The 19,006-nt window shown below is 67.1% G+C and carries 16 protein-coding genes and 1 pseudogene; 8 read left to right on the top strand and 9 right to left on the bottom strand.

The genetic code is table 11. The features are described 5' to 3' along the window. Positions 1–8: 8 nt before the first annotated feature. Positions 9–782 (top strand): SDR family NAD(P)-dependent oxidoreductase, encoded by a 774-nt coding sequence (locus tag RM50_RS08650; protein ID WP_043451851.1) that lies wholly within the window; start codon positions 9–11, stop codon positions 780–782. Here the strand turns inward: RM50_RS08650 and RM50_RS08645 are convergent. Further along, positions 750–1,886: an FUSC family protein gene (locus RM50_RS08645; RefSeq protein ID WP_043451846.1), complete on the bottom strand. Its 1,137-nt coding sequence runs from the start codon at positions 1,884–1,886 to the stop codon at positions 750–752. The two genes, RM50_RS08650 and RM50_RS08645, sit on opposite strands and share 33 nt — an antisense overlap. 204 nt (positions 1,887–2,090) lie before the next feature. Further along, the gene (locus RM50_RS08640; protein ID WP_043451843.1) at positions 2,091–3,677 is read right to left on the bottom strand and encodes an MFS transporter; all 1,587 of its coding nucleotides are present in this window, start codon (positions 3,675–3,677) and stop codon (positions 2,091–2,093) included. A 436-nt stretch (positions 3,678–4,113) separates the two neighbouring features. Between RM50_RS08640 and RM50_RS08635 the strand changes: the two genes are divergently transcribed. Beyond that, the gene (locus tag RM50_RS08635; protein ID WP_043451839.1) at positions 4,114–4,371 is read left to right on the top strand and encodes a hypothetical protein; all 258 of its coding nucleotides are present in this window, start codon (positions 4,114–4,116) and stop codon (positions 4,369–4,371) included. Between the two features lie 156 nt (positions 4,372–4,527). On the opposite strand, the gene RM50_RS08630 is transcribed toward RM50_RS08635, so the two are convergent. After that, a complete protein-coding gene (locus RM50_RS08630; RefSeq protein ID WP_043451837.1) occupies positions 4,528–7,044 on the bottom strand; it encodes an ATP-dependent DNA ligase in 2,517 nt (838 codons plus the stop codon). Positions 7,045–7,084: 40 nt separating this feature from the next. Between RM50_RS08630 and RM50_RS08625 the strand changes: the two genes are divergently transcribed. The 3 genes from RM50_RS08625 to RM50_RS08615 all read left to right on the top strand — a co-directional run bounded on the left by RM50_RS08625 (position 7,085) and on the right by RM50_RS08615 (position 9,701). Next, entirely contained in the window at positions 7,085–8,293 is a 1,209-nt protein-coding gene (locus tag RM50_RS08625; protein WP_043451834.1) for a Ku protein, read from the top strand. Positions 8,294–8,423: 130 nt separating this feature from the next. Further along, positions 8,424–9,266 carry a class I SAM-dependent methyltransferase gene (locus RM50_RS08620; RefSeq protein ID WP_043451831.1) on the top strand — a complete coding sequence of 281 codons (843 nt, stop codon included), beginning with the start codon at positions 8,424–8,426 and terminating at the stop codon, positions 9,264–9,266. A 3-nt stretch (positions 9,267–9,269) separates the two neighbouring features. Then, on the top strand, positions 9,270–9,701 hold the full coding sequence (locus RM50_RS08615) for an SRPBCC domain-containing protein (protein WP_043451828.1): 432 nt from the start codon (positions 9,270–9,272) through the stop codon (positions 9,699–9,701). A 105-nt stretch (positions 9,702–9,806) separates the two neighbouring features. Here the strand turns inward: RM50_RS08615 and RM50_RS08610 are convergent, their stop codons facing one another. The 5 genes from RM50_RS08610 to RM50_RS08590 all read right to left on the bottom strand — a co-directional run bounded on the left by RM50_RS08610 (position 9,807) and on the right by RM50_RS08590 (position 14,589). Then, a complete protein-coding gene (locus RM50_RS08610; RefSeq protein ID WP_043451825.1) occupies positions 9,807–10,085 on the bottom strand; it encodes an HPr family phosphocarrier protein in 279 nt (92 codons plus the stop codon). Between the two features lie 65 nt (positions 10,086–10,150). Further along, on the bottom strand, positions 10,151–12,262 hold the full coding sequence (locus tag RM50_RS08605; RefSeq protein ID WP_043451822.1) for a PTS fructose transporter subunit IIABC: 2,112 nt from the start codon (positions 12,260–12,262) through the stop codon (positions 10,151–10,153). Positions 12,263–12,264: 2 nt separating this feature from the next. After that, complete coding sequence (locus tag RM50_RS08600; protein ID WP_043451820.1) at positions 12,265–13,272, bottom strand: 1-phosphofructokinase family hexose kinase; 1,008 nt, start codon at positions 13,270–13,272, stop codon at positions 12,265–12,267. Next, entirely contained in the window at positions 13,269–14,075 is an 807-nt protein-coding gene (locus tag RM50_RS08595) for a DeoR/GlpR family DNA-binding transcription regulator (RefSeq protein WP_043451819.1), read from the bottom strand. Before RM50_RS08595 ends, RM50_RS08600 begins: the two co-directional genes overlap by 4 nt. Positions 14,076–14,331: 256 nt before the next feature. After that, on the bottom strand, positions 14,332–14,589 hold the full coding sequence (locus tag RM50_RS08590; protein WP_043451817.1) for a DUF6458 family protein: 258 nt from the start codon (positions 14,587–14,589) through the stop codon (positions 14,332–14,334). Between the two features lie 170 nt (positions 14,590–14,759). On the opposite strand from RM50_RS08590, the gene RM50_RS08585 reads away from it, so the two are divergent. The 3 genes from RM50_RS08585 to RM50_RS08575 all read left to right on the top strand — a co-directional run bounded on the left by RM50_RS08585 (position 14,760) and on the right by RM50_RS08575 (position 18,797). Next, the gene (locus RM50_RS08585; RefSeq protein WP_043451816.1) at positions 14,760–15,377 is read left to right on the top strand and encodes an alpha/beta hydrolase; all 618 of its coding nucleotides are present in this window, start codon (positions 14,760–14,762) and stop codon (positions 15,375–15,377) included. 199 nt (positions 15,378–15,576) lie between these two features. Continuing rightward, a complete protein-coding gene (locus RM50_RS08580) occupies positions 15,577–16,314 on the top strand; it encodes an HAD family hydrolase (protein ID WP_043451814.1) in 738 nt (245 codons plus the stop codon). 137 nt (positions 16,315–16,451) lie between these two features. Further along, complete coding sequence (locus tag RM50_RS08575) at positions 16,452–18,797, top strand: glycoside hydrolase family 65 protein (protein WP_043451812.1); 2,346 nt, start codon at positions 16,452–16,454, stop codon at positions 18,795–18,797. Positions 18,798–18,876: 79 nt separating this feature from the next. On the opposite strand, the pseudogene RM50_RS21070 reads toward RM50_RS08575, so the two are convergent. After that, positions 18,877–19,006: pseudogene (locus RM50_RS21070) on the bottom strand (lipoyl synthase); the annotation flags it as partial.

The raw sequence follows: 19,006 nt of genomic DNA, 5'->3' as shown, positions 1-19,006 counted from the left end.
CTGGCACCATGACGCCAACAACCTCCCGAACCACCGCATTGGTCACCGGCGCCAGCGCCGGACTGGGCCACGAATTCGCCAGGCAGCTCGCCGCCCAGGGGCATGACGTGGTCCTGGTGGCGCGCAACGCGGCCAGGCTGGCCGAAACAGCGGAGGACCTGCGCCGGCGCTACGGAATCACGGCTGAGGTGCTTCCCGCCGACCTGACGGACGAGGATGACGTTGCCGCCGTCGTCGAACGCCTTGAAGACAGCGCCCGGCCGGTGGGGATCCTGGTCAACAACGCTGGGATCGGCCTGCTGCACAACTTCGAGGAAAACCAGGCTTCGGACGAGAAGAAGCACCTGCGGCTGCACGCTGAAACGTCGATGGTGCTCACCCACGCGGCGCTGAAGGGCATGCTGGAGCGCGGTGACGGCAGGATCATCAATGTGGCCAGCGTGGCCGCCTTCCTGCCCCGCGGCACCTATTCGGCGGCCAAGGCGTGGCTGGTGAGTTTCAGCCGCTGGGCGAACCTGGCCTACCGTAACCGTGGCATCAAGGTCACGGCCGTTTGCCCGGGCTTCACGCATACCGAGTTCCACGACCGGATGGGGATGGACAAGTCGGTGGCCCCGTCCTGGACCTGGCTGCGGGCGGACCGGGTGGTCCGTGAGGGCCTGGCGGACAACGAGCGCGGCAAGGCGGTGTCCATCCCGTCCAAGCGGTACAAGGCCTTGGTGGCGCTGGCCAAGGTGGCGCCGGCGCGGCTAATGGCCGGGCCGGCGCGGAAACCGAAATAGGGCCTGGCGCGCGGCCGGCAGTCCCGGGAAGGCTGTCCGGCGGCGTGAACCGGGACGGCGGACAGCCACTACCACCAGGATGCCCAGCAGCGCACCCACGAGGGTTTCCACCGCCCGCTCGAGGATCAGGACGCGCGGTTCGGCCGGCGAGGCGAGCTGCGTCATGAGCAGGATCACGGGGGTGAACCAGACCATCGCCAGACCATAGTGCCTGGTCATGAACAGCTCGGTGGCGAACTGGAAGAGGACCACCAGCAGGGCCAGTACCTGCGCGTGGTGCAGGGGCTCCTGGAAAGCGGGGTAGAGCGCAGCCAGGGTCCAGGGCCCGGGGAGGAGCACGACGGCGGTCACCGCCAGGCCCAGGAACGTCCCCACGATGCGGTGGACACCCCGCCGGACGCTGCTGGGCAGGTCTGCTCCGGCGAGTGGTACGGCGGCGGCGGCCATGGCCCAGTGCGGGTGGCCGCTGCCGCTGGCCACACCCACGCTTCCGGCAGCAGCGACGGCCAGGACGTACCGGGCGGCGTGCAGCGTGAGTTCCCGGGTCCCCGCCGCGGAACGGGGCGGCAGGGTCCGGGTTGCTCCCGGTTCCCACGCCCTCCGGCGCATCCAGCCGCTGAACCCTATGGCCATGGAAAACAGGGCGGAACCGGCGGCGATGAGCATGGCCGCGTACCAGGGGACCTGGGCGGGAACAGAGGCACACGCGCCGAGGGCGAGGATGCCGAAGAAGGGGCCGTTGGGTTTCAGCCGTACCCGGTCCGAGTACACGGAACCCACACCCGCCAGGGTGGCTTCCACTGCCACCAGCCACCAGGAGTGGATGTGGTTAACGGACAGCGCCACCCCCACGGCGACCCCCGTCAGCAGCACCAGGGCGGCCTGGGCCTGGTGGCGGAGCCGCAGCTGGTGTGGTTCCGAGCGGCCGTACATGCCGGTGAGGGCGCCGAAGACGGCGTAGATGATGAGGTCGGTGCGGCCGGCGGCCAGCAGGAGCAGGGAGGGGACGGCGACACTCAGCGCCACGCGCAGCGCGGCCAGGTGGTCGTTGTTGGCCGGTTCCAGCCGGTGGAGCGCGCGGACCTGCTCCCTAACGCGCTTCATGTACCAGCCTGTCCTGTTGTGGTTCTCCTGCCGCGGCCCACGGCTTCTGGGAAAGTATCACCGGCTCCGCGGCAGAGTCACATGCCGCAGTCATACGGGGTCATTCGCCGGCACCGCAAAAAGCCCGTTCCGTGTGCTTCCCCCAAGGAAGCACACGGAACGGGCCTGCGAGCGTGGGCTACAAGAGTGCCCGGTCGGCCGGAGCTATGCCCCCGCCGGAACTCCGCGGTGGGCCTGGGGATCCGTGCCGTCAAGGGTCTCGAACGGCAGTTCGTCCAGGTTGATCAGCGGGTTCTCGTCCTGGGTGGCCACCAGTTCCTTTGCCTCAGCTGGGCTGTCTACGCTGGGCATGGAGCCGGGAAGCGGGCGGTTGGCCGATTCCTTCAGGAAGTAGATGGCCACAGCGCCCACCAGGGACGTTGCCATCAGGTAATAGGCAGGCATCATGTCGTTGCCGGTGGCACTGATCAGCGCCGCCACGATGAACGGCGTGGTGCCGCCGAAGATGGCCACGGCGAAGTTGTAGGCAATGCCCATGGCGCCGTAGCGGCTGGACGTGGGGAACTGGGCCGGCAGCGCCGAGGCCAGGTTGGCAACGTAGAAGGTGACGGGGAAGGCAACCAGCGCCAGCCCGGCAAGGGTGGACCAGACCTGTCCGATGCCGATCAGCATGAAGGCCGGGATGGCCAGCACGATGGTGCTGATGGCGCCGATCCACAGGACGGGACGGCGGCCGATGCGGTCGGAGAGCTTGCCGGTAAGGGGAATGCACAACGACATCACCACGAGGACCGGAATGGTCAGCAGCGTGCCATGCACCTCGTCATAGCCCTTGGACTCGGTGAGGTAGGTGGGCATGTACGACGTCAGGGCGTAACCGGCCGTGTTGGCAGCAGCCACTACAACCATGGCCACGATGATCGGACGCCAGTAGGCCTTGACGATTCCAAGGGGTCCCTTGGCCGTGGCAACGTCTCCCGCGGAGGCGTTCTTGGCGTTCTCTTCCTGCGCGTCAAGGGTGGCCTGGAACTGCGGCGATTCCTCAATCTTGCTCCGGAAGTACACGGCGATCAGGCCCAGCGGGCCGGCAACGAGGAACGGGATACGCCATCCCCAGTCCTCCATGGTGTCCTGGCCAAGGGTCAGCTGCAGGACGGACACCAGGGCGGCACCGATGGCGAAGCCCAGGTAGCTGCCCAGGTCCAGGAAGCTGGCGAAGAAGCCGCGGCGCTTGTCAGCGGCGTACTCGCTGACGAAGGTGGTGGCACCGGCGTACTCACCGCCGGTGGAGAAGCCCTGGATGACCTTGAGGAGCACCAGGAGCGCTGCAGCCCAGAGCCCGATTTGGGCGTAGCCGGGCAGGAGGCCGACGGCGAAGGTGCTGGCGGCCATGATCATCAGCGTGGCCGCCAGGATCTTCTGGCGTCCCATCTTGTCGCCCAGCCAGCCGAAGATCACGCCGCCCAGGGGACGGGCGATGAAGGTGGCGGCGAACGTTCCCAGCAGGAACAGCGTCTGCGTGGTGGGATCTGATTCGGGGAGGAACACCGGGCCCATGGTGGTGATGAGGTAGCCGAAGACGCCTACGTCGTACCATTCCATGGTGTTGCCCACGATGGTTCCGCCCAGTGCTTTCTTGAGCATGGGCTGGTCAACCACGTTGACATCGGATTCCTTGAGCCGGCGGCGTGGCAGCAGCCGTGGCTTCTTGGCAGCCGGGGCTGCAGGGTCGGTTCCGCGGGCGTTCCTGGCGCCTGCTGAAGAGTCGGTCATGCTTCGGTCTGTGGGCATTTGGGCAACTCCTGTGGAGGTCATTTGCTTGCGACTTGTAGCTGCCCCGCTCTGGGCAGGCCTTCAATTTTACGGGATTTCGCTGGCGCCCGGGCGGTTTCAGGCGTAGCATGCCGCCTTTTGGGGCCGATATGGGGCTGGTCCGAAAATTTTTTGCCCCGCCTTTTCCCGCGCTATCACTGGGAAGCAGGCTGATGAACGGCGCCGTTACCAAAAATTTTCCAAAGTGCCCCGTTTCAAGCCCCCTTTCCCGGGGAAACCGGCCGTAAAAGTGACCGCGGCCACGGGCGATGGAGGGGGGGTTCCCAGCGGGCACGGACCTGCCTATGGTAGAGCGATGGACACACTTCTTTCCGGGCAGTAGTCCGCGCTCGCCCGGGCGCTTTCGTTGGCATTTCGTTTCAGGGAAGAACCGAAGGGAAGAAGGGAAGAATCAATGGGTGAACAGTCCAACCAGTTCCACCTCAGGCCCGAGGTGGCCGACCACCTTGCGGCCGCCATGGACGCGCCGGTAGCGCCGGGCCCGGCAGCCACCGGAGCCATGCCACTGGCGCAGCAAAGCGGGTGGCCGGACGGCACCGGCAAGCGCCGGCACCCCAGGGACAGCGCGGCAGGCCACGGCAGGATGGGGCATGAGGCTGCTGTGACGGCGGTCCACCGCACCGGCCGGCCCCAGATGCCGCACTCCTCGTAGCCACCACGGAGGTGCGGGCGGCTCGACGGCGGCCCGCACCTTCGCTCTCGACGCCCACCTTCGCTGCCGACGCGCAGATGACCTGGCGCCCGCAACATTCGGGCCGCGCGAGGTATTCCGCGCGTCATCGGCTGGTGTGGGTGTCGAAAAGGGCGGTCAGCCCTCGCGGACCACGTCCGACGGGTCCTTATCCACCCGCCAGCCCCGCCACCTCGGATGCCGCAGCCGTCCCGGCCCGGTCCATTCGCTGTAGGTCACCTCGCCGACAAGCTCCGGCGCCACCCAGTGGGCGTCGGCGGCGTCCGGCCGCGGAACCTCATGGAAGGGCGAGGTCTTCCGGCCGAGCCGCTCCACCGTCTGCCGCAGTTCCGCGAGCTCACGGGTGCTGAAGCCGGAACCCACCCGGCCCACGTACTGCAGCTTGCCGCCGTCGGGAATCCCCACCAGCAGCGAACCCACGGTCTCCTGGCGGCCGCCCTTGCCGGGACGCCAGCCGCCCACCACCACTTCCTGGGTCTTCTCGGTCTTGAGCTTGATCCACGTGCGCGTCCGCTGGCCGCTGGCGTAGCGGCTGTCCGTCCTTTTCGCCATCACCCCCTCAAGGCCCAGTTCCTGTGCGCTTGCCAGGAGGAGGTCCGCGGGCTCGTCCAGCACCATGGACAGGTCCACGGGGCAGTCGGAGGGGCTGAAGAACTGTTCGAGCCGGTGGCGCCGCTGGCTGAGCGGCAGGCGCCGGAGGTCCGCTCCGTCGTCGAACAGGAGGTCGAAGAGCATCAGCTGCAGCGGGATGGCGGTGCGGGCTTTGGCGACGTCGGCGGCGCGGGTCAGTTTCATCCGGCCCTGCAGGAGGCCGAAGTCGGGCTTCCCGCCGGGTCCGACGGCGATAATCTCACCGTCCGCCACGAAGGGCTGCGGGGGCCAGCAGGCCCGGTCGGTGAACTCAGGGTAGGTCCTGGTCACGTCGTTGCCGTTGCGGCTGAAAATCCGCACGCCCTCCCGGTCCGCCAGCACGAGGGCACGGACGCCGTCCCATTTGAGCTCGTACTGCCATCTGCTGCCCTGCAGGTCCGCCGGGGTGCCGGAGGTGGCCATCATGGGCCGGTACTCCAGCGGGTCCGCGGAGGTGCCGGGCGCGGGCCCGGCACTCCCGGCTTGTTTGGCGACCGGCCCGGTGTCCCCTTCGCCGTCGACCTGTGACGCTGCCTTCGACGACGCGGACGACGGCGCCGCGTGCCGCCGTCGTCCGCCGTGCTGCTCCTGGTCCATCAGGTGGATCAGCCACTGGTTTTCGGCGTCCTTGCCGCTGCCTCGCCCGGTGTGGATCAGCGCGACCTTCCTGGTGCCGCCCAGGCCGCCGCCCTCGGACCCGGCCAGCGTGACGATGACTTCCCTGCCATTGATCCATTTGTGCAGCTCATAGGTGCCGGTATCCCAGATGGTCATCTCGCCGGCCCCGTACTGGCCCTTGGGTATGGTGCCGTGGAACGTGAGGTAGTCCATGGGGTGGTCCTCGGTCTGGACTGCCAGGTGGTTCTTCCCGCCCGACTCCGGCACCCCTTTGGGCAGGGCCCAGGACACCAGGACCCCTTCGTGTTCCAGCCGGAGGTCCCAGTGCAGCCGGCTGGCGTGGTGCTCCTGGATGACAAAGCTGTTGCCGCCGGCGGGTATGCCCGCAAACGGTTCGGGTGTCTCCTTGGGGTCGCGCATGGAGCGGTACTTGCCCAGGCGGGGATCGCCGTCGGTTGTTTCGTCCCGGGCCGCGGTGTTGCCGGCGGCACCGGAGGCAGCATTGACGACGACGGCGAACGGGTCCTTGCCGTCCCGCACCCGCCGCAGTACCTCCTGGAAATCCAGGTGCTTCACTGTGGGTGATTCAATTTCCCGCCAGGTCCGCGGCGCGGCAACCGTGGGTGTGGGCCGGCCGCGGAGCGAATACGGCACCACCGTGGTTTTTGCCCCATTGTTCTGGCTCCAGTCCACCAGCACCTTGTTCCTGCGGAGCGCCTTCTTCATGTCGCTGACGGCAAGGTCCGGGTGGTCGGCTTCCAGTGCGCGGGCCAGTTCCCGGGCGAAAGCGGAGATCTGTTCGGAGGTCTGGGTCCCGTCCAGGGCTGCGTAGAGGTGGATTCCCTTGCTCCCGCTGGTAACCGGGACCGGGTCGAGGCCCACGTCCTGCAGGATGTCGCGTGCCAGCAGGGCCACTTCGCGGCACTCGGGCAGCCCGGCGCCCTCACCCGGGTCCAGGTCCAGCACCAGCCGGTCGGGGTTCAACGGGTTGCCGTGGGCGTCCACGCGCCACTGGGGTACATGGATTTCCAGTGAGTTGATCTGGCCGAACCAGGTCAGCGTGGCGGCGTCATTGACCAGGGGGTAGTGGATGGTGCGGTCCTTGTGCGTGATGGCTGCCCGGGGCAGCCAGCCGGGGGCCGAGTCCTCCAGATCCTTCTGGAAGAACACCTCGCCGGGCTTGTCCGCAGTCCCCACACCGTTGACCCACCGCTTCCGCGTGGCCGGACGGTTGGCCGCCGCCGGGATCAGCACATGGGCCACCGCGGCGTAGTAGGCCAGCACGTCCGCCTTGGTGGTGCCGGTCTCCGGATAGATGATTTTGTCCAGGTTTGTCAGCGTCAGTTCCCGTCCCGCAACCCGGACACGTTCCCTACTCGCTGCCACGGGTCTTCACCTCCGGCCCGCACTGATGTTGACTGTAGGAATGAGAGCCATCTGGAAAGGTGCCATCGCGTTCGGGCTGGTCAACGTGCCCGTGAAGGTCTACAGCGCCACTGAGGATCATGACATCAGTCTGCACCAGGTTCACAATGCCGACGGCGGCCGGATCCGCTACCAGCGCCGGTGCGAGGTGTGCGGCGAGGTGGTGGACTACTCCGATATCGAGAAGGCCTTCGAAGAGGACGGCCGGACGGTGGTCCTGTCCAAGGATGAGCTCAAGTCCATCCCCGCGGAGAACAGCCATGAAATCGAAGTGGTGCAGTTCGTTCCGTCCGAGCAGCTTGAACCCATGATGTTCGAGAAGAGCTACTACCTGGAGCCCGATTCCAAGTCGCCCAAGGCGTACGTGCTCCTCCGGCGCGCGCTGGAGGATACGGACCGGGTGGCCATCGTCCAGTTCGCACTCCGGGAGAAGACCCGGCTGGGGGCCCTGCGGATCAAGGACGACGTCCTGGTGCTTCAGTCCCTGCTGTGGCCTGATGAGGTGCGGGAGGCCAACTTCCCGTCCCTCGACGCCGACATCAGGATTTCCTCACAGGAGCGCGACATGTCCGCGGCGCTGGTGGAATCCATGGCGGCGGACTTCGACCCCGCTTCCTTCACGGACGAGTACCAGGTGCAGCTCCGCCAGCTGATCGACGCCAAGCTTGAACAGGGCGAATCGCTGGACACGGAGGAGACCTTCGGCGTGGAAGCGGGCGAGGGCGGCAAGGGCGAGGTCATCGACCTGATGGAGGCCCTCAAGCGGAGCCTGGACCGGAAGCGCGGCGGCGGGGACGCAGCCGCCGCCGGTGGAACCGACGACGACGAAGCGGACGCCGGGGGCGCGGAGGACGGGGAGGCAAAACCTGCCCGCAAGGCTGCCGGGAGCAGGGCGGCGGCTTCAAAGACGTCCGACTCCAGGACGACTGCCTCCAAGACGACGGCTGCGAAGACGACGGCTGCGAAGACGACGGCTGCGAAGACTTCAGCTTCCAGGACGGCTGCGAAGACCGGAACGGACGATGCAAAGCCCGCCGCCACGTCGGCCGCCAAGTCCGGCACCTCCAGGACCACCGCATCGAAGTCCACCGCATCGAAGTCGACTTCCTCAAAGTCCGCCGCGTCGAAGACCGCGGACACCAAGTCCACGGGAACCAGGACTGCGGAAAAGCCGGCGGCCAAGACCACCAGGGCGCGCAAGCCCGCCTGACCGGCTGCGGGCGGCCTTCCACTCTTTACAGGGGCTTTCAACGCGCCCACAATGAGTCGCATCGCAGCCTCCGCTGTGGCAACAGCGTGCTGTCATCCATCCTCGGACGGACATATAAAGGGGCGCGGACATGAGCGAACAGACAGGCGTGGCGGAGGCAGACCGGGAGCTGAAGCAGAAGCACCGGGCCATGTGGGCGTCAGGGGACTACCCGGCACTGGCTGACGAGATGCTGCTGGAGCTGGGGGCGGTCCTGGTGGAGGCCTGCGGCATCACGTCCCGGCAACGGGTCCTGGACGTTGCGGCCGGGACGGGCAACGCCGCCATTCCTGCGGCAATGATGGGCGCAAAGGTGGTGGCCAGCGACCTCACCCCTGAACTTTTCGAGGCGGGGCGAAAAGAGGCGGCCAACCGGGGAGTCAGCCTGGACTGGCAGGAGGGCGATGCCGAGGCCCTGCCCTTTGCCGATGAGGAATTTGACGCCGTCATGTCCTGCATCGGGGTGATGTTCGCACCCCACCACCAGGCTGCTGCCGACGAACTGCTGCGGGTCTGCAAGCCGGGGGGCTCCATCGGCCTGCTGAACTGGACCCCGGAGGGCTTTATTGGGCAGATGTTCGCCACGATGAAGCCGTTCGCTCCACCGCCGCCGCCGGGCGCCCAGCCTGGCCCCCTGTGGGGGAATGAAGACCATGTCCGGGGGCTGCTGGGCGGCAGGGTCACTGACGTCCGGACCCGCAAGCGGACCCTGGCCGTCAGGAGCTTCCACCAGCCCGCGGACTTCGTCCGGTATTTCAAGTCCCATTACGGGCCCATCATCTCCGTCTACAAGTCGCTCGCGGATGACCAGGACAAGGTTAAGGCGCTGGACCAGGCCCTCACTGACCTCGCCGACTCCTTCGGTGATGCCCACGGCGATTCCCCGTTCCAGATGGAATGGGAGTACCTGCTGTTCACTGCGAGGAAGGCCTGAGCCATGCCGGAGAACCATGTGGCCACGTCCACCGCCACCATCGACGCATCACCGGACCGGGTCTGGGGCGTGATCACCGATCCGGCTGCCGTCAAGGAATTCATGTTCGGGACAGAGCTGGAAACAGACTGGAACGAGGGGAGCCCCATTACCTGGCAGGGGGAATGGGAGGGGAAGGCATTCCAGGACAAAGGCGAGATCCAGCACGTGGAGCCGGGACGGAAACTGGTCCACACCCACTTCAGCCCACTGTCCGGCCAGGAGGACAAGCCGGAGAACTACCACACCCTCGAATGGACCCTGGAGGACCTTGGCGGCTCGACCCGCCTGACCCTGGCCCAGGACAACAACCCCACCGAAGAGGCGGCAGCCCATTCGAAGGCGATGTGGGACAAGCTGGTGGCTGACGTCAAGCGCATCGCCGAAGCCCGCTGAGCCCAACCAGTGGCGGTGCCTGAACCCGGCGCTTAAACGCCGCGGCCGCCGTCGGAATGCCCCCCGGTGGGGAGGCATCCGGCGGCGGCCGCGGACCGAAAGCCGCTACTCGGCGTCGTGGTCCGTTTCCAGGATCTGCACCAGGCGGTCCAGGGCAGCATCCGCGCCGTCACCTTCGGCGCGCAGGACCACCACGTCTCCGTGGGAGGCACCCAGGCTCATGAGGGACAGGATGCTGGCGGCATCCATGGCCTCGTCGGCCGGCTCGCCTTCACGGGCGATGGTGATGTCCAGGTCGAACTCTCCGGCAGCCTCTGCGAAGATGGCGGCCGGGCGGGCGTGCAGGCCCACGCGGCTGGCGACGGTTGCGGTGCGTTCTGGCATTTTTGCTCCTTTGTCTTTCGGCGTGCTGGGGGTCCAGCGGCCGGTGAGGTGTATGGCCTGCCGGCTCAGACGGTTACGGGAACCGGTTCAACCGTATCAACGGTCTTCTTGACTGCCCAGCGCTTCAGGGCGATCACCGACAGTGCCGTGATGACCGTGCCGACGATGATCGAAACGAGGAACATCACGAAGTTGTCGATCGCGAAGAAGACGAAGATGCCGCCGTGCGGGGCCTTGGAACCAACTCCGGCAGCCATCGAGATGGCCCCGGTCACCGCACCGCCCAGCATGCTGGCGGGGATGACGCGCAGCGGGTCGGCCGCGGCGAACGGGATGGCGCCTTCGGAGATGAAGGACGCGCCCAGCAGCCAGGCTGCCTTGCCGTTTTCCTGCTCGGCGAGGCTGAAGAGCTTCTTGTTCAGGACGGTGGAGGCCAGGGCCATGGCAAGCGGGGGAACCATGCCGGAGGCCATGACGGCTGCCATGATCTGCCACGGGGCCTGGTTGTCGATGGTTGCTGCACCAAGGCCGGCGACGGCGAAGGAGTAGGCAACCTTGTTGACCGGGCCACCGAGGTCGAAGCACATCATGAGGCCCAGGATGACGCCGAGGGCGATGGCACCGGCACCGGTGAGGCCGGAAAGCCAGCTGTTCAGGCCGTTGGTGATGGCGACGATCGGGCCGCCCAGGATAAGGAACATCAGGCCGGACGCCACCAGCGAGGCCAGCAGCGGGATGATCACCACGGGCATCAGGCCGCGCAGCCAGCGGGCCACCTGCAGGCGGCCCACGACGTGGGCGATGTAGCCGGCCAGCAGGCCGCCGACAATGCCGCCGAGGAAGCCGGCTCCCATGAATCCGGCCACTGCACCGGCGACGAAGCCGGGGGCGATGCCGGGGCGGTCAGCGATGGCGTAGGCGATGTAGCCCGCCAGCGCCGGGACCAGGAAGCCCAGCGACAGGGCACCGATCTTGAACAGGACCGCACCGAGGTAGGCGCCGAGCGGGCCCCAGGCGTTGTCGGGGAACTGGGTGGGCAGGTTGAACAGGCTGTTCTGGACAACGATCGTGTCGGCGTACTTGGTGATCAGGTAGCCGCCCATGAGGAAGCCGAGGGCGATCAGCAGGCCGCCGCCGGCCACGAACGGAATCATGTAGCTGACGCCGGTCAGGAGGGCCTTCTTGAGCTTCTGCCCGATGTGCTCGCCCTTTTCCTCGGCCTCGTGCTCGGCCTGTTCCTCCGCACCGAAGTGCGGGACGCGCCGGGCGTGCGGGTTGTCGGCCGCGGCGAGGGCCTCCTGGACCATCTTGTCCGGCTCGTCGATGCCGCGCTTGACCGGGGCGTTGACCACGGGCTTGCCGGCGAAGCGCTCCTTGCCGCGCACGTCCACGTCCACCGCAAAGATGACGGCGTCTGCGGCGGCGATGACGGCGGGATCCAGCGCCTTGGCGCCGGAGGAACCCTGGGTCTCCACCTGCAGGTCGACGCCAACTTCCTTGGCGGCTGCCACCAGTGAATCGGCGGCCATGTAGGTGTGGGCGATGCCGGTGGGGCACGCCGTAACGGCCACCAGGCGCTTGGGGCCACGGGTACCGGACCCTGCGGGAGCGCCGGAGGAAGCGGCTGCCGCGGAGGAGCCCGCGGCACCGGCAGCACCTGCGGCGCCAACTCCCGCAGCCACCGGAACGGCGTCGGCGGGGGCGGCGGCAGCGTGTGCGGCGGGCTTGTCTGCCAGGGCACCGTCCACGAGTTCCACGATTTCAGCTTCCGAGGAGGCGTTGCGCAGGGCTGCGGTGAAGTCCTTCTTGATGAGGGACCGGGCCAGCTTGGAGAGCAGCTTCAGGTGCTCCTGGTCCGCCCCGTCCGGAGCGGCGATGAAGAACACCAGGTCGGCGGGGCCGTCCTTGGCGCCGAAGTCCACCTTCGGGTTCAGGCGGGCCATGGCCAGGGTGGGCACGGTGACGGCGGCGGAGCGGCAGTGCGGGATGGCAATGCCGCCGGGGATGCCCGTGGCCGTCTTCTGCTCGCGGGCGAAGGCGTCCGCGAAGAGGCCTTCAACTTCAGAGGCGCGTCCGGTGGCAGCTACCTTGCTTGCCAGATGCCGGATCACCGACTCGGGCGCGTTGCCCAGGTTCTGGTCGAGCTCGACCAGTTCCGTGGTGATGAGCTGGGTCACTGTCAATCCTTTCGAAGGGCCGTGATGGTTACGGCATCCGGGGTGGTTTGGTGTACTGCCGGAACAGTGGAACCCGGCAGCGAGGCAGCGGCGGCACCGTGGGCCACCGCCTGACGAAGGCAATCGGCAGGGGCGGCGCCCCGGCCGTGGGCGAGCAGGTAACCGGCAAGCGCGGAGTCGCCCGCACCCACCGTGCTGACCGCGGCGACCGGCGGATGCGTGGCCAGCCACGCGCCGTCGGCCGTTACAAGGACAGCTCCCTTGGAACCGAGAGTTGCCAGCACAGCACCCACACCGGAACGCACGACGGCGGCGGCGGCAGCGGCTGCAGCCGCCGGGTCCGCTTCCAGTTCGTCACCAGTGGCCGGGGCGAAACCGGCCGCTGCGGCCAGTTCTGCCAGTTCTTCGGCATTGGGTTTAAGGAGGTCCGGCTTGCCGGAACCAGTAGAGGTTCCGCCGGTCCCTGATCCGTCGCCCGTGAGGGCGGCGGCGAGGGGGGCCCCGGAGGAATCGACGGCGATCAGCGGCGTGGTGCCGTTGCCCGCCTCCCGGATCCGCTGGGCCACCGTGGCATAGAAGTCCACCGGGAAGCCGGGCGGCAGCGAGCCGGCCAGGACCACCCAGCTGGCACCGCGGGAGCTTTCCAGCAGCAGCTTGATGAGGGCTTCCTGCTGGTCGGCTTCCAGTGCGGGGCCGGGTTCGTTGATCTTTGTGGTGACGCCTCCCGGCTCGGTGAGGGCCACGTTGGTGCGCAGCGGCTCATCGATGGGAAGCGAAACGAAGGGAACGGCGCTCTCGCGCAGGCCTGCAAGGACAGGATCGCTGTCTGCCCCGGGCAGGACGGCCAGGGATTCCAGGCCGGAGGCCACCAGGGCGCGGGAGACGTTGACGCCCTTGCCGCCGGACTCCTGGCGGACGGAGACGGCACGCTGGACCTCGCCGCGTTCCAGGGGGCCGGGCAGCGCGACCGTGCGGTCCAGGCTGGGGTTGGCGGTGAAGGTGACGATCATGCGATCACCACATCGACGCCCGCGTCTTCCAGTGCGGCTGCGAGTTCAGGTCCGGGTTCACTGTCTGTGATCAAGGTATCCAGATCTTTCAGGGAGGCGAACTGGACCAGGGTTTCCGTGTCCAGCTTGGAGGAGTCGGCCAGCACCACGATGCGGCGCGCCGACTGGACGAAGGCTGCCTTGACGGCTGCTTCTTCAGGATCGGGAGTGCTGATGCCAAAGGCTGCGTGGATGCCGTTGGTACCAATGAACGCGATGTCCGGCCGCAGCCTGGCAGCGGCGTCCACCGTTGCCTGGCCGACGGCCACCTGGGTAATGCCGCGCACCCGGCCGCCCAGGATCTGCAGGGCCACGCCGGGAACGTTGGACAGTTTGCTGGCGATGGGCACTGCGTGGGTGATGACCACCAGCTCGTGGTGCGGTCCCGTTCCATCAGAGGGTTCGACGGCGGTGCGCCGCGCCAGCATGTCTGCCAGCACCTCCGTGGTGGTTCCGCCGTCCATCAGCACGCTGGCGGACGAGTTCCGGGGAATCAGGGCCAGGGCGGCTTCGGCGATCCGGATTTTTTGGTCCGGCCGCTGGATGGCCCGTTCGTTGACGCTTTCCTCGGTGGTGCTGAAACGGTCTGCCGCTACTGCGCCGCCGTGGACACGCCGGACCGTACCGGCATTCTCCAAGGCAGCCAGGTCCCTGCGGACTGTTTCGGTGGTGATGTTGAAGCGCTCAGCCAGCAAGGTCACGCTGACCCGGCCGCTGCCGGCTACAAGCTCGGCAATCTGTTGCTGGCGCTCCTCGGCGAACACATACCCTCCGTTGCGTAGGTCCTGCTGGTGGTGAACTTTCCCCCGCTTATTCGGAGGTGACTCGCATCACATTGATGTTGAGTTACTTGACTTTATCTTTGCTTGTGTTGGTTTGTCAATAGAAACCAACACGAAACAAGATCCCGTGGTGACGGGGGCCTGCCGGGAACGCAAAAGCCGGGCCGGACGCTGCTGGTCCGGCCCGGCTGGGCGGGTCTCGTTGTGCCTCCCCGGGATCCTGTCCCGTCGCTTTTCGCTAGATGCCGCCGTCGCGGCTTTCACGGCGGGTGATTCGTTCACCCGTAGCGGGGTCAACGACGGAACGGGACTCGCTGACACGGCGGCTGCGGCCGGGCGAGGCCAGGATAAGCGATGCGATCAGCCCGATCACGCCCACCGCGATCAGGATGTAGCCCACCAGCTGCTGGTCCACGAACGGAATCAGTCCGGGAGTCACGGCCCAGGCAAGAATGGCGCCAAGGGCGATAAGGAAGATTGACGAGCCGATTCTCATGACTTGCTCCTTACGGCCGCATCCTGTGCGGCGCTGGTTGGGCGTTACCGGAGGGTGGTGCGTACTGCCAAAGCTAAGCCTGCTGTCGTTCAAGCGTCACGCTACCTCCCGGTGATTCCCGATTCAATGACCCGCCCGGGGCGGCGACGTTCCCTCGCTAGGCTGGACCGGTGGAAACAGTTGTGTGGTCCAGGCCGGAAGACCAGCGCGCCGGCACTCCCTTGTTGGTCATGATGCACGGTTACGGCACCGACGAATCGCGCATGGTCCGGCTGTTTGAGTACCTGCCGCAGGAGTTCACCTTTGCCGCCCTCCGGGCTCCCATGCCCATCGGCGACCACTGGGGTTGGTTCCTGCTCGACTACTTCCTCGCCAACGACTTCGCCGACGTCATCTCCGCTGCCAACGCCGTGCAGGCATGGATCAACTCCGTCAAGGACCGGCACAGCAGCGTCACCCTCATGGGGTACTCCCAGGGCATGGCGATGGCCAGCACGCTGCTGCGGCTGCATCCGAAGGAGTACAAGGCGGTGGTGGGGCTGTCCGGCTTTGTCCTCAACAACGAACTCCTTTCGGTGATGGATTCCTTCGACGCCAGGCCGCCCTTCTTCTGGGGCCGGGACAAGGCGGACCTGGTGATCAACGAGGACGCCACCGCGTATACGGCGGAGTGGCTGGAAAAGAACACGCTGCTGACGGCCCGGACGTACCCCGGAATGGGGCATGCCATGTCCAGGACCGAGATGGTGGACGTCAGCGCATTCCTGCGCCATTACGTGCTGCGCTGACTTCCAGGGCGCTTGGAAAGCCACAAATAAAAAACAGTTGCAAGTCAAATTTGTAAGCGCTTACACTCGTCTACGGCCATGATCGGTCCTGCAGTGGGCGGAACTGGGAGACGATGCCGTGTGCGTAAGCACCGCGTCCTCTCCCCGGCCCTCCCGGCGGGGCCGGTTGTCCACTAACCGAGAGGACACCGCACTGCCGATGACACATCAAACTGCCGCTGATACGGCCGCCTGGACCGGCGCCGCAGCAATCCTGTTTGACCTGGACGGGGTGCTGACCCCCACAGCGACCGTGCATGAGCGTGCCTGGCAGGAACTCTTCGATGGTTACCTGTCCTCCCGCGCAGGAGTCGACGGCTACAGGGAAAGCGACTACTTTGACCACATCGACGGCAAACCGCGCTTTGACGGAGTGCGCGACTTCCTGGCGTCCCGCGGCATCACCCTGCCGGAAGGGCCGCTGGACGACCACCCCGGCAACGAAACCGTCCAGGGCCTGGGCAACCGCAAGAATGCCATCTTCAACGACATCGTGAGCGCCGGCGTCGAACCCTTTGAAGGCTCGGTGCGCTTCCTCGAAGCCGTGCTCGAGCGCGGACTGAGGGTCGCCGTCGTATCCTCCTCCCGCAACGCCCCCGCAGTCCTGGCGGCAGCGGGGCTCAGCCACCACTTCGCCGTGGTGGTGGACGGTGTCGTGGCCGCCGAACAGGGCCTGCCCGGCAAGCCGAGCCCGGCCACCTACGAATACGCTGCGAAACTGCTCGATCTGTCCAGCGCCGAGTGCGTAGTGGTGGAAGACGCCGTGTCCGGCGTTCAGGCCGGACACGCGGGATCGTTCCACTCGGTCATCGGTGTGGACCGCGGCGCCGGGCGGCAGACGCTCCTGGACGCCGGCGCCACCCTGGTGGTCAACGACCTTGGCGAGCTCGTTCCCTAAACCCCGTTGATTCCCCGGTTGCCGTCCCCGGGCAACCTGCTGCTTCCCCCGGCAGCACCCATCCGAAATACCCATTCCCCCCGAATTCCTGCTGCCGGCCAGCCCGGCAGCACAGCAAGGCCAAAAGGACCCCGACCATGGCACTGATCACCGCGGACCGCGACCGGTTCCCCGACACCCCCTGGCAACTCATCGAAACGCGCCACGAGGCCGGCGCGGCGGGGACACTTGAGACCCTGTTTGCCCTGGGCAACGGGCACCTTGGCATCCGTGGCGCCCATTGGGCGGCGGCGGACGTCGAGCTGCCGGGCAGCTTCATTAACGGACTGCACGAGATCTGGGATATCAAGCACGCCGAAAACGCCTTTGGGTTTGCCCGGACGGGGCAGCGGATCCTGTACATCCCGGACGCCAACAACTTCACCGTAGTGGTGGACGGCGAGAGCCTGTCCCTCGCCGAATCCGAGGTCCTGGACTACCGCCGCAGCGTGGACTTCAGCACCGGCATCTACCAGTGCCGCATCACCTGGCAATGCCGGTCCGGCGCAACGGTGACCACCACCGAGCGCCGGGCTGTCGGGTTCGAGTCCCGCGGCTGCCTTGGCATTTCACTGGAGGTGGAAACCGACCGGCAGGTTTCCCTGGACGTCACCTCCTCCGTGATCAACCGGCAGGACCAGCCGGTGGAGGACCACTCAGTGCATGATCCCCGCCGTGCCGGCCGGCACGCCGGGCGGGTGTTGGTCCCGGTGCGGCTCGACGGCGGCGACGGATCGCTGCGCCTGTCCTGGGAAGCGGCCGAGTCCAAGCAGCGGGTGGGCCTCGCCGTGGACCACTGGACCTCCGCAGGTCACCAGCCGTTCGAGACACTGGTGGACCAGGACGACAGCAGCGTCCGGTACGTCCTGGCCGTGGACGCCGATCAGCCATTCCGGTTGGAAAAGAGCGTCAGCTACGCTGCCGGGCGCACCATCCAGGACCCGGACGTCGATGCGGCAGCGGTGGCGGAAGAGGCACTCCGGCCGGTGGACGAAATCTTCGCCGAAAGTATCGCCCACTTCCGCGGCTACTGGGCGACGTCTGACATCCTGGTGGAGGGCGGCAGTCCGGGGCTGCAGCAGGCGATCCGCTGGAACCTGTTCCAGCTTGCCCAGGCGACGGCCCGCGCCGATGTTGCCGGCATCCCGGCCAAGGGCGTGACGGGCTCGGGCTACGAGGGGCACTACTTCTGGGACCAGGAGGTGTACCTGTTGCCGTACCTGACCTACACCAACCCCGATGGCGCCCGCCAGGTCCTGGAATTCCGGCACGGCATGCTTCCCGAGGCGAAGATCCGGGCCAAGGAGCTCAGCGTTGACGGCGCCCTGTTCCCGTGGCGCACCATCAACGGACTCGAAGCCAGCGCCTACTACGCAGCGGGTACGGCACAGTTCCACATCGCGGCTGCGATCGCCTTCGCCACCAACAGGTACCTGTGGGCTACCGGCGATGCCGCGTTCCGGGAGGGAATGGGCGCCGAACTTCTGATTGAGACGGCGCGCATGTGGATCTCCCTGGGCTTCTTCGGCAAGGACGGGCTCTTCCATATCCACGGCGTCACGGGCCCGGACGAATACACGGCCGTTGTGAACGACAATCTCTACACGAACGTCATGGCCCGCTTCAACCTGCGTGCCGCCGCCGCCCTGGAACATGCAGGGATCACCCAGGAGGAGCGCCAGCTGTGGGGGGCTGCCGCCAACCGCATGCAGCTGCCGTTCGATGAGCGGATGCAGGTGTACTCCCAGGACAACGACTTCATGACGCTGGAGGCCTGGGACTGGACCACGCCCCGGTCCAAGTACCCGCTGCTGCTGCACTTCCACCCGCTGGTGATCTACCGGCACCAGGTCCTGAAGCAGGCAGATACAGTGCTGGCCATGTTCCTGCAGTGGCAGGATTTCTCGGCGGAGGAGAAGCAGCGCGCCTTCGACTTCTACGACCCCATCACCACCGGAGACTCCACCCTGTCCGCCTGCGTCCAGGGGATCATGGCCGCCGAGGTGGGCTATTCAAAGGAAGCGCTGGACCACTTCACCAACGCCGTGTTCATCGACCTGGATGACACCCACGGCAACACCATCGACGGCGTGCACATCGCCTCCACGGGCGGTGTCTGGAGTTCACTGGTCTGCGGCTTCGCCGGGATGCGCGACCAGGGGCCGGTCCCGTTCTTCGATCCGCGCCTGCCGGCTGGGTGGGACGCCCTCTCCTTCCACCTGAAGATCCGGGGTCGGCTGCTGCTGGTCCGGCTGACCGCCGATGCCATCACGCTCACGGTCCAGGAGGGCGGCCCGCTGGAGATTGACGTCCGCGGAACACGGGTGGCCGTAGCAGGCGAACCCGTCCGGGTGCCGCTGGAGCCGGTCGCTAAGCCGGAGCCCACGGTCTTCCCCAGCGGACTTCCGACGGCGAGCATCCCCGTGGTGCGCGGCAACAGCTAAGGCGGTGCCCCGGCGGCGGCCCGGCAGCTTCGTGCCGGGCCGCCGTCGTCGTTCGTCCATCGGGGGGGCCGCCGTCCGCCTAGCCTGCCAGGAGGGTGGCGGCTTCCTGGCGGGTGGTGCCGGAGTCCTGGATGCCGTCGGCGATGTGGGCGAGTTCGGCGGGGATGTCGCGGCCTTTTTTGCGCATCGCGGTGGCCCAGAGGCGGCCT

The sequence above is a fragment of the Pseudarthrobacter phenanthrenivorans genome, from assembly GCF_000813845.1.
GTDB classification, from domain to species: Bacteria; Actinomycetota; Actinomycetes; order Actinomycetales; family Micrococcaceae; genus Arthrobacter; species Arthrobacter phenanthrenivorans_B.
The sequence above is the reverse complement of the archived record's forward strand: the minus strand, read 5'-3'. Positions and strand labels throughout refer to the sequence as shown.

Coding starts and splice junctions, on each gene's coding strand:
- RM50_RS08590 (WP_043451817.1), bottom strand. CDS start 14,589: ATGAGAATCGGCTCGTCAATCTTCCTTATCGCCCTTGGCGCCATTCTT.
- RM50_RS08620 (WP_043451831.1), top strand. CDS start 8,424: ATGAGCGAACAGACAGGCGTGGCGGAGGCAGACCGGGAGCTGAAGCAG.
- RM50_RS08615 (WP_043451828.1), top strand. CDS start 9,270: ATGCCGGAGAACCATGTGGCCACGTCCACCGCCACCATCGACGCATCA.
- RM50_RS08650 (WP_043451851.1), top strand. CDS start 9: ATGACGCCAACAACCTCCCGAACCACCGCATTGGTCACCGGCGCCAGC.
- RM50_RS08600 (WP_043451820.1), bottom strand. CDS start 13,272: ATGATCGTCACCTTCACCGCCAACCCCAGCCTGGACCGCACGGTCGCG.
- RM50_RS08610 (WP_043451825.1), bottom strand. CDS start 10,085: ATGCCAGAACGCACCGCAACCGTCGCCAGCCGCGTGGGCCTGCACGCC.
- RM50_RS08575 (WP_043451812.1), top strand. CDS start 16,452: ATGGCACTGATCACCGCGGACCGCGACCGGTTCCCCGACACCCCCTGG.
- RM50_RS08640 (WP_043451843.1), bottom strand. CDS start 3,677: ATGCCCACAGACCGAAGCATGACCGACTCTTCAGCAGGCGCCAGGAAC.
- RM50_RS08635 (WP_043451839.1), top strand. CDS start 4,114: ATGGGTGAACAGTCCAACCAGTTCCACCTCAGGCCCGAGGTGGCCGAC.
- RM50_RS08645 (WP_043451846.1), bottom strand. CDS start 1,886: ATGAAGCGCGTTAGGGAGCAGGTCCGCGCGCTCCACCGGCTGGAACCG.
- RM50_RS08625 (WP_043451834.1), top strand. CDS start 7,085: ATGAGAGCCATCTGGAAAGGTGCCATCGCGTTCGGGCTGGTCAACGTG.
- RM50_RS08580 (WP_043451814.1), top strand. CDS start 15,577: ATGACACATCAAACTGCCGCTGATACGGCCGCCTGGACCGGCGCCGCA.